General features: G+C 54.0%; 12 protein-coding genes. 5 read left to right on the plus strand and 7 right to left on the minus strand.

Annotated elements, in window-relative coordinates:
• Window position 1 precedes the first annotated feature (1 nt).
• Window positions 2-1,300 (minus strand): glutamate/aspartate:proton symporter GltP, encoded by a 1,299-nt coding sequence (gene gltP / locus F3J40_RS14230; protein ID WP_167015566.1) that lies wholly within the window; start codon window positions 1,298-1,300, stop codon window positions 2-4.
• Window positions 1,301-1,881: 581 nt separating this feature from the next.
• Here gltP and acs point away from each other — a divergent pair.
• The 4 genes from acs (at window position 1,882) to F3J40_RS14250 (ending at window position 7,154) form a co-directional block, all read left to right on the plus strand.
• A complete protein-coding gene (gene acs, locus F3J40_RS14235) occupies window positions 1,882-3,837 on the plus strand; it encodes an acetate--CoA ligase (RefSeq protein ID WP_167015568.1) in 1,956 nt (651 codons plus the stop codon).
• Window positions 3,838-3,962: 125 nt separating this feature from the next.
• On the plus strand, window positions 3,963-4,292 hold the full coding sequence (locus F3J40_RS14240) for a DUF485 domain-containing protein (RefSeq protein ID WP_017347316.1): 330 nt from the start codon (window positions 3,963-3,965) through the stop codon (window positions 4,290-4,292).
• Window positions 4,289-5,941, plus strand: a complete 1,653-nt coding sequence (locus tag F3J40_RS14245; RefSeq protein ID WP_167015570.1) for a cation acetate symporter — start codon at window positions 4,289-4,291, stop codon at window positions 5,939-5,941. The genes F3J40_RS14240 and F3J40_RS14245 overlap by 4 nt, the downstream gene beginning before the upstream one ends.
• 178 nt (window positions 5,942-6,119) lie before the next feature.
• Entirely contained in the window at window positions 6,120-7,154 is a 1,035-nt protein-coding gene (locus F3J40_RS14250; protein ID WP_167015572.1) for a substrate-binding domain-containing protein, read from the plus strand.
• Between the two features lie 59 nt (window positions 7,155-7,213).
• On the opposite strand, the gene F3J40_RS14255 is transcribed toward F3J40_RS14250, so the two are convergent.
• The 3 genes from F3J40_RS14255 to F3J40_RS14265 form a co-directional block, all read right to left on the minus strand.
• Window positions 7,214-7,759, minus strand: a complete 546-nt coding sequence (locus F3J40_RS14255; RefSeq protein ID WP_167015574.1) for a YfaZ family outer membrane protein — start codon at window positions 7,757-7,759, stop codon at window positions 7,214-7,216.
• 130 nt (window positions 7,760-7,889) lie between these two features.
• Window positions 7,890-8,585: an LrgB family protein gene (locus tag F3J40_RS14260; protein WP_167015576.1), complete on the minus strand. Its 696-nt coding sequence runs from the start codon at window positions 8,583-8,585 to the stop codon at window positions 7,890-7,892.
• Complete coding sequence (locus F3J40_RS14265; protein WP_167015578.1) at window positions 8,578-9,003, minus strand: CidA/LrgA family protein; 426 nt, start codon at window positions 9,001-9,003, stop codon at window positions 8,578-8,580. Before F3J40_RS14265 ends, F3J40_RS14260 begins: the two co-directional genes overlap by 8 nt.
• Before the next feature lie 105 nt (window positions 9,004-9,108).
• Between F3J40_RS14265 and F3J40_RS14270 the strand changes: the two genes are divergently transcribed.
• Window positions 9,109-10,029, plus strand: a complete 921-nt coding sequence (locus F3J40_RS14270) for a LysR family transcriptional regulator (protein ID WP_017347310.1) — start codon at window positions 9,109-9,111, stop codon at window positions 10,027-10,029.
• Between the two features lie 35 nt (window positions 10,030-10,064).
• On the opposite strand, the gene F3J40_RS14275 is transcribed toward F3J40_RS14270, so the two are convergent.
• The 3 genes from F3J40_RS14275 to soxR all read right to left on the minus strand — a co-directional run bounded on the left by F3J40_RS14275 (window position 10,065) and on the right by soxR (window position 14,185).
• On the minus strand, window positions 10,065-11,714 hold the full coding sequence (locus F3J40_RS14275; RefSeq protein WP_017347309.1) for a Na+/H+ antiporter: 1,650 nt from the start codon (window positions 11,712-11,714) through the stop codon (window positions 10,065-10,067).
• 371 nt (window positions 11,715-12,085) lie between these two features.
• Entirely contained in the window at window positions 12,086-13,435 is a 1,350-nt protein-coding gene (locus F3J40_RS14280; protein WP_017347308.1) for an NCS2 family permease, read from the minus strand.
• A gap of 261 nt (window positions 13,436-13,696) precedes the next feature.
• On the minus strand, window positions 13,697-14,185 hold the full coding sequence (gene soxR / locus F3J40_RS14285) for a redox-sensitive transcriptional activator SoxR (RefSeq protein WP_017347307.1): 489 nt from the start codon (window positions 14,183-14,185) through the stop codon (window positions 13,697-13,699).
• Window positions 14,186-14,241 lie beyond the last annotated feature (56 nt).

Here is a 14,241-nt window from a genome sequence, read left to right on the forward strand (position 1 = left end):
CTTAAGCGGTCTGCGTTTTTAGCTGCAACTCGTATTCGCGAGCCTGTTTTTCATCGAACTGGTTTTCCCAGCGTGCGATGACCAGTACAGCCAGTGCATTACCGATGACGTTCAGTGCGGTACGAGCCATATCCATGATGCGGTCAACACCGGCAATAAACGCCAGGCCTTCCAGCGGGATACCCACGCTGCCCAGGGTGGCTAACAGCACGACGAAGGAGACGCCAGGAACACCGGCGATGCCTTTCGACGTCACCATCAGCGTCAGCACCAGAATAATCTCATGGCCGAGGGACAGGTGAATGCCATACAGTTGGGCAATAAAGATGGCTGCGATGCTCTGATACAGCGTTGAGCCATCAAGGTTGAATGAGTAACCGGTCGGTACCACAAAGCTACAGATCGATTTCGGCGCACCGTACGCTTCCATTTTCTGCATGATACGTGGCAGCACAGTCTCAGAACTTGAGGTGGAATACGCCAGAATCAGTTCATCTTTCAGGATGCGCATCAGGGTTGTGATACGCAGCTTGCAGAGACGAGCCACCGCACCTAACACCACGAAGGCAAAGAACAGAATGGCGGCGTACACCAGCAGCACCAGCTTCGCCAGCGGCCACAGTGAGGCAAAACCGAAGTTCGCGATGGTAACGGCAATCAGCGCAAAGACCCCAACCGGCGCATAGCGCATGATCATATGGGTCACTTTGAACATGGTCTCAGAGATGCCACGGAACATGTTGACCAGCGGGTCACGCTGTTCAGCAGGCAGCGAAGAGAGGCCAAGACCAAACAACACAGAGAAGAAGATGATCGGCAGCATGTCACCCTGCACCAGCGAGGCGAAGATGTTCTGCGGGATCAGTGACAGAATCGTCGTGACCAGACTGTGCGGACCGTTCTGCACCGCCTGAGTGGTGGCTTCATATTTTGAGATATCTACCGTGACCAGCTTCGACATATCAATGCCGCTGCCAGGCTGGAACACGTTCGCCAGCGTAATGCCCACGATGATGGCAACGGTGGTGATCACTTCAAAATAGAGAATGGTCTTCACCCCGATGCGACCCAGCTTCTTCGCATCACCCACGCCCGCAATGCCGACCACCAACGAGGTGACAACAATCGGTACGACAATCATCTTGATCAGATGAATAAAAATATCACCGGCTGGCGTCAGCACATTGGTGGTTAACCATGCACGATCGTCCGGCATGTTATGCAATACCGAGCCAACGACGACACCCAGAACCAGAGCAATCAGAATCTGCCAGGCGAGGCTGATTTTAGTACCTTTCATAACGCATTATTTCCTCAGTGTGAAACCCCTCTCTCTGCCGCTTGCAGGCCGCAGAGTTTTAACCGCAGGGAAATGAGCAAAAGCCCGGTAATTTCGAGGGTTGTGGTGGACCACGTCCAGTATGTTTGCTCAGCGGCAAACGTACATTTTTCAGACGCTGTCTGAATTGAAACCTGCTACGCAGGGGCGAGATAAGTACCATTTAAGCCAGGGTAAATGCAAGCCCTGGTGACTTCGTTTAAAAATCAGCCACTCAGCCAGCATAAACTGCTGACAGACAAATAAATTCATAACTAATTGTTATGAAAAGTATTAATTCACCTTCCTGACGCATATCTATGCAAAAAGTGAAAAAAACGTGCGATTCAACAGCCCATATTTTCAGCAGGTTATGCCCGGTTTTTCTCCGCCTGGTGCCGCAGGGGTGACAAGTAATTACCCGACAGGTTATAAGGTGAGAAGACGTTAAATCGCTGAAGGTGTTCCGCGTGATCTGCGGCGCAAAAAACAAACAAAGCGGCTGTCGCAGCTTCAATTAACCTTTGGTTGACATATCATTAACATCTTCAAGGAGATCCGTCATGAGCCAAATACATAAACATCCTGTACCCGCTAATATTGCCGAAAATACCCTGATCACTGCTGAGCAGTATCAGGCGATGTATCAACATTCCGTTGAAGATCCGGCGGCTTTCTGGGGAGAGCAAGGCAAAATTCTTGACTGGATCACCCCTTATACTCAGGTCAAAAATACCTCTTTCGCCCCCGGCAATATTAATATCCGCTGGTATGAAGATGGCACGCTGAACCTGGCCGCTAACTGCCTCGATCGCCACCTGGCTACGCGTGGAGATAAAGCCGCGATTATCTGGGAAGGTGATGACGCCAGCGAAAGCAAAACCATCACTTACCGTGAGCTGCATGCGGATGTCTGCCGTTTCGCCAATGTGCTGCAACAGCTCGGCGTTAAGAAAGGCGATGTCGTTGCTATCTATATGCCGATGGTGCCGGAAGCCGCTGTAGCGATGCTGGCCTGTGCGCGTGTGGGCGCGGTGCACTCCGTCATTTTTGGCGGTTTCTCACCAGAAGCCGTTTCTGGCCGGGTGATCGACTCCAACGCCAAACTGATCATCACCGCCGACGGTGGCCTGCGTGCCGGGCGCGCTATCCCACTGAAGAAAAATGTCGATGATGCGTTGAAAAATCCGGGCGTCACCAGCGTGAAAAACGTGGTGGTATTACAACGCACGGGCAAAGACGTTGAATGGAAAGAGGGGCGCGATCTGTGGTGGCACGAGCTGACAGCTAAGGCCAGCGCGGAACATCAGCCGGTTGCTGTAGGTGCCGAAGATCCGTTGTTTATCCTCTATACCTCAGGTTCTACCGGAAAACCCAAAGGCGTGTTGCACACCACTGGCGGTTATCTGGTGTATGCCGCGACCACCTTTAAATATGTTTTCGACTACCACGAAGAAGATATCTACTGGTCAACCGCAGACGTTGGCTGGATTACCGGCCACAGCTATCTGGTGTATGGCCCACTGGCGTGCGGTGCCACAACGCTGATGTTTGAAGGCGTACCAAACTGGCCTACGCCTGCGCGCATGTCGCAAGTGGTAGATAAACATCAGGTGACGATCCTGTACACCGCCCCGACCGCTATTCGCGCCCTGATGGCCGAAGGCGATAAAGCGATTGATGGCACCCATCGTAGTAGCCTGCGCATTCTCGGTTCCGTGGGTGAGCCTATCAACCCAGAAGCCTGGGAGTGGTACTACAACAAAATTGGCGATGGTCGCTGCCCGATTGTTGATACCTGGTGGCAAACGGAAACAGGTGGTTTCATGATCACGCCACTGCCGGGCGCGACAGAACTGAAAGCCGGTTCAGCCACGAAGCCGTTCTTCGGCGTGCAGCCCGTGCTGGTCGATAATGAAGGTAATCCGCAAGCAGGCGCGGCTGAGGGCAACCTGGTGATTGCCGATTCATGGCCGGGCCAGGCGCGTACGCTGTTTGGCGATCATGACCGCTTCGAACAGACCTACTTCTCTACCTTCAAAAATTACTACTTCAGCGGTGACGGTGCGCGTCGTGATGAAGACGGTTACTTCTGGATCACGGGCCGCGTAGACGACGTTCTCAACGTGTCTGGTCACCGTTTAGGCACCGCGGAAATCGAGTCAGCGCTGGTTTCCCATCCGAAGATTGCAGAAGCAGCGGTCGTGGGCATCCCACACAGCATCAAAGGCCAGGCGATCTACGCCTACATCACGCTGAATCACGGGGAAGAGCCTTCACCTGAACTCTATACCGAAGTGCGCAACTGGGTGCGTAAAGAGATCGGCCCGATCGCAACCCCGGATATTCTGCACTGGACGGATTCTCTGCCAAAAACCCGATCCGGTAAGATCATGCGCCGCATTCTGCGCAAGATCGCGGCGGGTGATACCAGCAACTTTGGCGATACCTCAACCCTGGCCGATCCTGGCGTGGTAGAGAAATTGCTTGAGGAGAAGCAGTCCATTCAGATGCCATAACCTGACCTACCTCCGGCAGGCGGGTTCACTCCGCCTGCCAGCCTTCCCTACGCTGTGCTTTTCGTAATCGCAAAAACAAAAACATAAATCAGGCCCGAGCCTGGCATACCTCTGGAGATGCTGTGATGAACGAAGCTCAAACCACACTCGATGTGCGCTATCAACTCATCGAAAATAACCCACGGTTTCACGAACTGGTGCATAAGCGCCAGGCCTTTGCACTGTTACTTTCCCTGATAATGTTAGTGCTGTACGTCGGCTTTATTTTACTGATTGCCTTCGCCCCCGGCTGGCTGGGGACACCGCTGCATCCCGGCACCAGCGTGACGCGTGGCATCCCCATCGGCGTTGGACTGATTGTGATTTCCTTTGTGCTGACCGGCGTTTACGTCTGGCGGGCTAACGGCGAGTTTGATCGCCTGACCAAAGAGATCGTGCGCGAGGTGCAATCATGAGAAACCGCTTTCTTCCCCTGATGCTGCTGTTTCCGTTACCGGCACTGGCGGCCGATGCCATCACTGGCGCTGTACAAAAACAGGCGACGAACTACCAGGCAATTGCCATGTTTCTGGTGTTCGTGCTCGCCACGCTGGGCATTACCTATTGGGCATCCAAACGCACCCGCTCACGCAGTGATTACTACACCGCTGGCGGCAACATCACGGGCTTTCAGAACGGGTTAGCAATGGCCGGTGACTTTATGTCTGCCGCCTCCTTCCTCGGTATTTCTGCGCTGGTGTACACCTCCGGCTATGACGGATTGATCTATTCGCTGGGCTTCCTCGTTGGCTGGCCGATGATCCTGTTTTTAATTGCGGAACGCCTGCGTAATCTGGGGCGCTATACCTTTGCGGACGTGGCCTCATACCGCTTGCAGCAAAAACCGATTCGCACCCTTTCCGCCTGCGGGTCGCTGGTGGTCGTGGCGCTGTATTTGATTGCGCAGATGGTGGGGGCCGGTAAGTTAATCCAGCTGCTGTTTGGCCTTGATTACCACGTTGCTGTGGTGCTGGTTGGCATTCTCATGGTGATGTACGTGCTGTTTGGCGGCATGCTCGCCACCACCTGGGTGCAAATCATCAAAGCGGTCCTGCTGCTGTTTGGTGCTTCATTCATGGCCATTATGGTGATGAAGGCCGCCGGTTTTAGCTTCAATACTCTGTTCAGTGAGGCGATGGCGGTGCATGCCAAAGGTGAAGCCATTATGCGCCCCGGTGGACTGGTTAAAGACCCGATTTCAGCCCTGTCGCTAGGGTTGGGGCTGATGTTCGGTACCGCCGGTTTACCGCATATCCTGATGCGCTTCTTCACTGTGGCAGATGCACGTGAAGCGCGTAAAAGTGTGTTCTGGGCCACCGGTTTTATGGGCTACTTCTACTTCCTGACCTTTATTATCGGTTTTGGCGCCATCTTGTTGGTGGGAGCCAATCCGGCATTCAAGGATGCCAGCGGCGCGCTGATTGGGGGCACCAACATGGCGGCGGTGCATCTTGCTGATGCCGTCGGCGGCAGTACCTTCCTCGGCTTTATCTCGGCCGTGGCCTTTGCCACCATTTTGGCTGTGGTTGCCGGATTAACCCTGGCAGGGGCTTCTGCGGTTTCACATGACATCTATGCCAGCGTGATCCGTAAAGGCCAGGCCACGGAGAAAGAGGAGCTACGCGTATCGAAAATTACCGTACTCGCACTGGGCGTGGTCGCGATTGCCCTGGGGATTCTGTTCGAGAAACAGAACATTGCCTTTATGGTCGGGCTGGCGTTTTCTATCGCAGCCAGCTGCAATTTCCCGATCATCCTGCTGTCGATGTACTGGTCGAAGCTGACCACGCGCGGTGCAATGGTGGGTGGCTGGCTCGGGCTGCTAACGGCGGTGATCCTCATGATCCTCGGCCCGACGGTCTGGGTGCAGGTGTTAGGCCATGAGAAGCCGGTCTACCCTTATGAGTACCCGGCGCTGTTCTCGATGATTATCGCGTTTGTTGCTACCTGGCTGTTCTCGATTACCGATAACTCGCGCCAGGGTGCCGAAGAACGTTCGCGCTTCCGTGCGCAGTTTATTCGTTCACAAACCGGCATTGGCGTCGAACAGGGTAAAGGGCATTAATGACACTCGTTGCGGCACCCGCTTTCCGGGTGCCGCCTCTCTCCGCGGTTTGTGCAGGCAGTGCGCTGGTGAACCATGACAAAAAAGAGACCTTTTGTGTCATTGGGTTTTACGGAGACTTACGCTGAGCTGATGAGGTAACATCAGAACGTTGAAATATTGGATACCAACGACTGTTATGAATCGTAAACCCACTATGAAAGAGCTGGTTGCAGCCACCCAGTTAAGCCGAGCCACTATCGATCGCGTCCTGAATAATCGTGCCGGAGTGAATCCCAGAACCGTTGAGATGGTGCAGAATGCCTATGCATCATTACTGGTTCAGGTCGCTGATGAGGTAAAACCGGCCCCGGTAAAAGTGGATGCACATTTTGCCGTGGTGGTACAGGCCAGTGAGGAGTACAACGACGCGGTGAAGGCAGCTGGTGAACAGCTTACCAGCCAGCTGCAAGCCCAGGGGATTAACCTCGATATCAGTAGTTGTTCGGATGTGAATGACGAAGAGGTGGTGCGCTTGATCAACCAACAGGCTGAGCGTGCTGATGGTCTGGCGATCGTCGCTAAAAATACCCCAGAAATTAATGCCGCAGTGCATAAGCTGAAACAGCAGGGCAAGGCGATTATTGCGCTGGTAAGTGATTTGGATGCGGACGTCAGGGAAGCCTATGTTGGCATTAATAACCGCGCGGCGGGCCAGGCAGCCGGTTTTATTTTGGGTCGACATTTACAGTTTTGCGCTGAGGCCAGGGTTGCCGTGATCGTCGGTACGCTCTCTTATAGCTGCCATGACGACCGTGAAATTGGTTTTCGCGCACAAATCCGTAAGACCTTTCCCACGGTGCATGTGCTGGAAGCCATCTCAGGGAACGACAATACTCAGCAGACTTATACGGCAACCAAAGAAATTCTGCGCCATCACCCCAACTTGCAGGCCATTTATAACGTTGCGGGTGGCAATGACGGACTGTCACAAGCACTAGATGAACACTCGGCAGCGATCAGGCCCATCGTGATTACTCATGAGGTCAATAAGGTGACGGAAAGCCTGCTGCTCAGTGAGAAAATTGATTACGTCATCTCACAGAACATTCCGCAACTGCTGATAGAAACGGTGAATAAACTGATGGCGTTGAAACAGCAGCAGCCGGTGACGGCACATGCCTATTTGCCGATAGAGATTCTGACGCGCTTTACGTTACCCACCAGTGGCTGATTGTGGGTACAAAAATGCCAGGCAGCAGTGGCTGTCTGGCATGTGATCATTACACCGAATTAGAAGCGGACTGACGCACCCACATAAGGTCCATCAACCAGCACGTTATCTTTGCGGCTGCCTTTGTTATCCAGTTCCGCATACTGATAACCCACGCGCAGATTCAGCAGAGAAATTGGCGTGAAGCTGATGCCACCGCTGATCTCTTTGTAGTTATCAAGATGGGTGCTGAAGGACTCTGGCGCATAGTAATATTCGCCGTACAGGCCCCACATGTTGTTGAAGCTATACTGCGCACCTGCACCCACCGCTACGGCAAAACCATCACGGCCATTGTTTGGGTGAGTGAAAATCGCTTTCGCTCCCGGCGCCAGACGCAGTGGGCCAACATCAACGTTATAGCCCACGCCCGCATCAAACACGCTACCGTCATCGTTGCTGCGCAGCCAGTTGCCGTTCAGAAACAGGCCTGGCGAGCTGGTACCCAGCCCCAGATTGAGGTTGGTGCTACGTTCACTGACGTTAACGCCACCTTCGATGGCCTGAGCTGCGCCGCTGATCAGCGCTAATCCCAATACGCCCCCGGTAACAAGTTGCTTAATCATCTGTCCACTCCATGCTGGAAAATTATTTCGCGGCAAGGTTAACAGCCTGACACCGGGACACAAATTAATTTTAGGAGCTTTACGTAACAGCCCGTATTATCAGACTATTCTCTATCTGGTTAGTGAATACTTACGCGCTCCACATCACATGACTAATCACCGGTGCCAGAAGTACGGTGACAACACCCGCCAGCATCATCACCAGACTGGAAACGACCCCTTCCTGCTGACCAATTTGATAAGCGCGTGCGGTGCCAGCGCCATGAGAAGCCGCGCCAAATCCGGCCCCTTTTGCTACCCCCTGTTTAATGGCGATACGCAAAAACAGCAGGTCGCCGACGGCCATACCAAATACGCCGGTAATCACGACAAACAGCGCCACCAGATCCGGTTGCCCGCCCACCGGTTTCGCCGCTGCCAGGGCGAACGGCGTGGTGATCGAGCGCACCGCCAGGCTACGTTGGATGCTTTCAGGGAGCATCAACAGCCGCGCCAGCCATACCGAACTGACCACAGAAACCAGCGTAGCGGTGATGACGCCAGCACTCAGCGAGAGCCAGTGGCGTTTAATGATCTCAATGTTTTCATACACCGGCACGGCAAACGCCAGGGTTGCTGGCCCCAGCAGCCAGAGTAGCCAGTGGTTATCCACGATATAATCCTGCCAGGTGATGTGAGTAATCACTATCATCGCGACCAGCACCAGTGGAGTCATCACTAATGGCATCAGCAACAATGTGCGCCAGCGGGCGTACAGCCGTTTATTAAGGTAATAAATACAGATGGTCACCACGACACAGAGCAGACTGATGGCGAAATCACGCATCTTTGGCCTGCCTGCGCGCAGCACGTGCGACTTCAAAACGGTAAATGCGATCCACCACCAGTGCCGTTGAGGCCAAAACCAGCAGTGTGCTGATCACAATCACCAGGCAAATACGCCAGCCCTCGACGCGCAGCAAATCGCTGTAGTTCACGACCGCCACCACGGCGGGTACGAAGAACAGCAGCATTTCTGCCAGCAGCCAGTTTGACCCGGCCTTCACCCAACGGAGCGGGAGGATGCGCGCAGCGATCAGCACCAGCATCACTAACAGTCCGACAATGTTGGCCGGTAATGGCAGATGAAACAGCCTGACGAGCTGATCACAAGCCATGAAAATCCCGATATATAACACCACCTGCAGTGGCATCCAGAGTTTTTGCAGCCGGTCCGTTCTGTGCGGACTTAGCGCTATCGCCATTTTGTATTACCCTCAAAAAAATGTGATGCAGGTAGTATAAATCGGGCACAGTATGTGAAAAAAATGAATTAATATTATTCAATTCATGCCTAAAAGGAATAGTTTATGGACGTCCGCGCCCTGCGTTACTTCACCGAAGTGGTCCGCCAGCAGAGTTTCACTCGTGCGGCACAGAAACTGTTCGTCACACAGCCCACCATTAGCAAGATGCTGCGACAGCTTGAGGAAGAGCTGGGCTGTACGCTGCTACTGCGCGATGGCCGTCGGCTGCATCTGACGGATAGCGGCCAGGCCGTCTATCAGCGTGGGCTGGCAATTTTGCAGGAATTTCATCAGTTAGAGGCGCAGATTGGCGATATTAACCAGCTCAAAACCGGTGACTTGCGTCTTGGCATTCCCCCGATGGTCGGTATGCAGATTGCGGGATCTGTTTCTGCCTTCCGCCGCCGTTATCCCGGCGTCTCCCTGACGATTTCTGAGTTTGGCGGCCTTACGGTGCAGCAGGCGGTATTAGCCGGTTCTCTGGATATTGCCCTGACGGCGTTACCGGTTGATGAGGACTTGCCGCTGAATACCCTGCCTCTGATGCATCACCCACTCTGTGCCCTGCTACCACGTCATGAGCACTGGCTGGCGCGCAGCTCCGTGACGTTGCGCGAACTGGCTGCGCACCCACTGCTGATTTTTAACGAAGAGTTCTCTTTGAATCGCCAACTAATGAAGGCTTTTCAGCGCCAGAATCTGACCCCAGAAATTGCCGTACGCAGCGGGCAGTGGGATTTTCTTGCCGCCATGGTACAAGCCGAAATGGGGGTAGCGATTTTACCGGAACCCATTTGCCAACGTCTCGATGAGCAATCATTGCTGTGGCTACCGCTGGAATCGGAATTGAAGTGGAGTCTGGGATTGATCTGGCGGGAAGGCAGTTATTTGTCGCGCAGTGCGCAAGCGTGGATTGACTGTTGTCGTGAGTATTGGCCGGGAGAAGCCCCTCGCCTCTCGCTACTCAATAAAGATAGCGAGTAGTCAGGCGTCAGCCAGAGACTGACGCCTGAGGCGCATTACTCTTCTTTTTCGATGAGCAGCGCTTCCAGCAGGTCGAGATCGCGCAGTAACTTTTGCATACTCTCATTGCTGATTTGCTGTGTGGCGCGCAAATGATAGACCTCCGCGCGTTCCGCTCGCAGCGCCGTCAGACGGAAACGGCGCTCCAGATTTTCAGCAAACAGCGCATTATCGAGGTCATTTTTCCCTTCTGCACGACGACGTAAATTCCCCATCACGCGCAGGCTGATCTCTTTAAGCAGGTCAGGATCGATGTTCTCATCGCTGTCGTTACTGAGGCGTTCTTCCATCTTTTGCAGGCTTTCAATCGCCACACCCGCCATCGCCGCGCGGGCGCTTTGCAGCTCATGGCGATGGCCCGCTTTATCTGTCCCGTCAATTCCACGCAGCAGCAGCGGCAGAATCACCACCCCCACCAACAGCGAGAACAGAATCACACCGGTAGCGATAAAGATGAGTTCATAGCGCGCCGGGAAAGCCGTGCCATCGGTAAGGAACAGCGGAATAGAGAGCACACCAGCCAGCGTGATGGCACCACGCACACCCGCAAATGAGGCGATAAGCAGGTCACGCAGCGAGTAGTTGCTGAATTCCATCGGCTTTTTCTTCAGCCAGCGGTGGCTAAAGCGCTGCATGACCCACAACCAGCCGAAACGCACCAGCATCAGCGCGGCATACACCAATACCACATCAGAGAACAGTACCCAGAGTTCGACATTAGGATCGGCATTTGCCTGAGCAATGGACGTTTGCAGGATGTCCGGCAGTTGCAGGCCGAGCATCAGGAACACCATGCCGTTGAAGACGAACTCCAGCATTTGCCACACGCTGTTAGCACGCAGGCGCATTGCCAATGGCGCCTGGCGGATGATGCCAGAACGGGTGATAGTCATACCCGCTGCAACCGCCGCGAGGATGCCAGAGACGCCCAGGTGTTCTGCAATCAGGTAAGAAGCGAACGGCAGCAGCAGCAGCAAGACCGTTTGTGTTGCCGGGTCATCTCCGCTCCAACGGCTAAGCAGGCGCAATGAACGCCCATATAGCCAGCAAATAGCGACACCGGCCACAAGGCCGCCGACCGCCACTTTGAGGAACTCAACGCTGGCACCGCCCCAACTGAAGACCATCGTGCCCATTGCAACGGCGACGGCGAATTTCAGTGAGACCAGGCCAGAAGCGTCGTTCATCAGCGCTTCGCCCTGAACAATCGACATGATTTTTTTCGGGATACGCCCTTCACCCACAATACCGGATAGCGCTACGGCATCCGTTGGTGACAGGACTGCCGCCAGCGCAAAGGCAGGGATTAATGGAATCCCCGGCACCATCCAGTAGATCAAGTAACCGATACCAATAACGGTAATCAGTACCAGCACCAGTGCCAGGCCAATAATTTCCCGCCCATGATGCAGGAATTCATTGATGGGGGTTTTCCAGCCATCGGCAAACAGCAACGGCGGGATAAACAGGACGAGGAACAGTTCTGGATCGAAGTCGACATGTAAGCCAAAAGTCGGCCAGGCCAACAGCGCCCCCATTGCAATTTGCACCAGCGGTAACGGAATTTGAAAAGGCAAAATACGCGCCGCCACGCCGGAGAGCGAGACCACAAGCGTCATGATTAAAATGGTAAAAAAGATTTCCATGCTTTCCTTAGGCGTAGAGTTTTAGGCGTAATGTTGTGAGGGGTTAGTGTAAAACATTCCTTAAGCATACGGACCACCAGACGTGCGACTAGCGGAAAAAACGGAAAATTCGTTGAGATGAGGTTTGTGTTGATGCGTTGTGGTCGGGAGGGATGCGGCTAATAAATGGAAGCAAGCCTGCTGCGTTCTGTACCCTCACCCTAACCCTCTCCCTAAAAGGGAGAGGGAATGTGCGGTGCTGTTGTTTCAAAGGGAGAGGGAATGTGCGGATTCGATATTTAAAAGGGGTAAGGGATTTACGGCACAGTTATTACACATATCACCGATCGTGCTCCCTCTCCCGCGTGCGGGAGAGGGTTGGGGTGAGGGGCTTAGATCGCCCAGCCACCGGCATAGAATGCGACGAGTGCCACGGCAATAATCACCGTGCCAGCGTTCAGCTTACGCCACTCACCGGCAAACAGGCGGCCAATCACCAGCGTGGCGAAACCGAGCATAATGCCGGTAACGATGTTACTGGTTAGCACGATCACCACCGCCGTTAACAGGCCCGACATCGCATCTACAAAGTCTTTGAAATCGATCTTGGCGACATTACTCAGCATCAGCAAACCGACGTACATCAACGCAGGCGCAGTTGCGTAAGCCGGAACCAGATAAGCCAGTGGTGACATAAACAGAATCAGGAAAAACAGTAATCCAACTACCACTGCGGTTAAACCGGTCTTTCCACCTGCTGCTGTGCCCGCAGCCGATTCGATGTACACCGCCGCAGGTGCTGCTCCCACTAAACCAGCAAACAGGCTACTCACTGAATCAGACGTCAGCGCGCGGCCACCGTTAATAATCTGCCCCTGCTCATCCAGCAGATTTGCCTGACCTGCAACTGCACGAATCGTGCCGGTAGCATCGAACACCGCTGTCATCACCAGCGCCAGTACGCTAGGCAGCACTACCGGGCTAAGCGCGCCGGCGATATCCAGGCGGAACAGCTGAGAATGTCCGTTACTGTCGGTCAGCGTCGGCAAGGCAAACAGCCCCTGCCAGCGCACCGCCGGATCAAAGATCAATCCCAACAAAGAGATCGCCACGATCACCAACAAAATACCGCCCGGCACCCGGCGTTTTTCTAAACCAATAATGGCCGCCAGTCCCAGCAGTGTCATCACTACAGGGAAAGCGGTGATATGTCCCAACACCACCGGCATCCCTGCGCCAGGGTTTTTCATCACCAGGCCCACACCGTTCGCCGCAATCAGCAGCAGAAACAGGCCAATCCCCACGCCAGTGCCGTGCGCCACGCCCATCGGCAAATTACGTAAAATCCAGCCACGAATTCCGGTGGCAGAAATCAGGGTAAACAACACGCCCATCAGGAATACGGCACCCAACGCCACCGGCACACTCAAGTGCTGTCCGGCCACCAGGCTATAGGCGGTGAATGCGGTTAACGAGATCGCACAGCCAATCGCCATGGGCAAATTAGCCCACAGGCCAATCAAAATTGAGCCAAAACTGGCTACCAGACAGGTCGCAACGAACACGGCCGTTGGCGCGAATCCAACGCCACCCAACATGCCGGGAACCACGATGACGGAATACACCATCGCCAGAAAAGTGGTCAAACCGGCCAGGATCTCCTGACGCACGCTGCTGCCACGTGCGGAAATAGCGAACCAGGCGTCCAGCTTGCCAGCGGACGGGCGTGATTCTACAGACATAATTGAACCTCAATAGCAGGGAGTTAAGGCGAAAAGTACTGGCGGCAACACTGCACATTTATTAACCAGATGATACGCAAACGATTATCCGGCCTTTTCTGGCAGAGGATCAACTGCTGAATTGCGATATAGCAGAACAATTAATGGTTACTCTGGATTTTCAACATGAAGTGCTGCACAGCTGAAGTCAGCCGTACGGCCCCAGAGCCAAACGGGTGCTGTATCAGTCATCTCTCCGCAACGGGGTCGTTGCCAGAATGCTTAGCCGTGGGGATCTTCGCCTTTCTCCTCCTGATGCGGCTCCAGCAAGACGGCACCGGACCCCTGTTCACCCAGTTTATCGCCGGGATTGCGCAGCGGGCAGTCGCGCATTGAGAGGCAGCCGCAGCCAATACAGCCATCAAGGTCATTACGCAAACGCATCAGCGTATCAATACGGTTATCCAGCTCCTGACGCCAGTGCTCAGTCAGTGTATTCCACTCCTGCGTAGACATGCGTTTGTCCGGGCGTAAATGCATCAGACTCTCACTGACGGTGGCCAGCGGTATCCCAATACGCTGAGCAACCTTAATGATTGCCACTCTTCTGAGTACGTCACGCCCGTAGCGTCGTTGATTACCGCCATTACGCGTACTGGAAATTAACCCTTTGCTTTCATAGAAATGCAGGGCCGATACCGCTACGCCGCTTCTTTTTGCCACCTCACCGGGGGTAAGAACGGGCTTGGGATAATTGCGTTCTTTTTTCATTTTGGCTCTTTACCTCAAGTTAACTTGAGGAATTATACTCCCCGACAGCTAAATCA

Origin of the sequence: Candidatus Pantoea multigeneris (genome assembly GCF_011752615.1) — a bacterium.
In the GTDB taxonomy this organism is placed as follows: domain Bacteria; phylum Pseudomonadota; class Gammaproteobacteria; order Enterobacterales; family Enterobacteriaceae; genus Pantoea; species Pantoea multigeneris.

What these genes read in the sequence shown, in the direction of transcription:
- gltP (WP_167015566.1), bottom strand. Translation starts at nt 1,300, where the DNA reads ATGAAAGGTACTAAAATCAGCCTCGCCTGGCAGATTCTGATTGCTCTG.
- acs (WP_167015568.1), top strand. Translation starts at nt 1,882, where the DNA reads ATGAGCCAAATACATAAACATCCTGTACCCGCTAATATTGCCGAAAAT.
- F3J40_RS14240 (WP_017347316.1), top strand. Translation starts at nt 3,963, where the DNA reads ATGAACGAAGCTCAAACCACACTCGATGTGCGCTATCAACTCATCGAA.
- F3J40_RS14245 (WP_167015570.1), top strand. Translation starts at nt 4,289, where the DNA reads ATGAGAAACCGCTTTCTTCCCCTGATGCTGCTGTTTCCGTTACCGGCA.
- F3J40_RS14250 (WP_167015572.1), top strand. Translation starts at nt 6,120, where the DNA reads ATGAATCGTAAACCCACTATGAAAGAGCTGGTTGCAGCCACCCAGTTA.
- F3J40_RS14255 (WP_167015574.1), bottom strand. Translation starts at nt 7,759, where the DNA reads ATGATTAAGCAACTTGTTACCGGGGGCGTATTGGGATTAGCGCTGATC.
- F3J40_RS14260 (WP_167015576.1), bottom strand. Translation starts at nt 8,585, where the DNA reads ATGCGTGATTTCGCCATCAGTCTGCTCTGTGTCGTGGTGACCATCTGT.
- F3J40_RS14265 (WP_167015578.1), bottom strand. Translation starts at nt 9,003, where the DNA reads ATGGCGATAGCGCTAAGTCCGCACAGAACGGACCGGCTGCAAAAACTC.
- F3J40_RS14270 (WP_017347310.1), top strand. Translation starts at nt 9,109, where the DNA reads ATGGACGTCCGCGCCCTGCGTTACTTCACCGAAGTGGTCCGCCAGCAG.
- F3J40_RS14275 (WP_017347309.1), bottom strand. Translation starts at nt 11,714, where the DNA reads ATGGAAATCTTTTTTACCATTTTAATCATGACGCTTGTGGTCTCGCTC.
- F3J40_RS14280 (WP_017347308.1), bottom strand. Translation starts at nt 13,435, where the DNA reads ATGTCTGTAGAATCACGCCCGTCCGCTGGCAAGCTGGACGCCTGGTTC.
- soxR (WP_017347307.1), bottom strand. Translation starts at nt 14,185, where the DNA reads ATGAAAAAAGAACGCAATTATCCCAAGCCCGTTCTTACCCCCGGTGAG.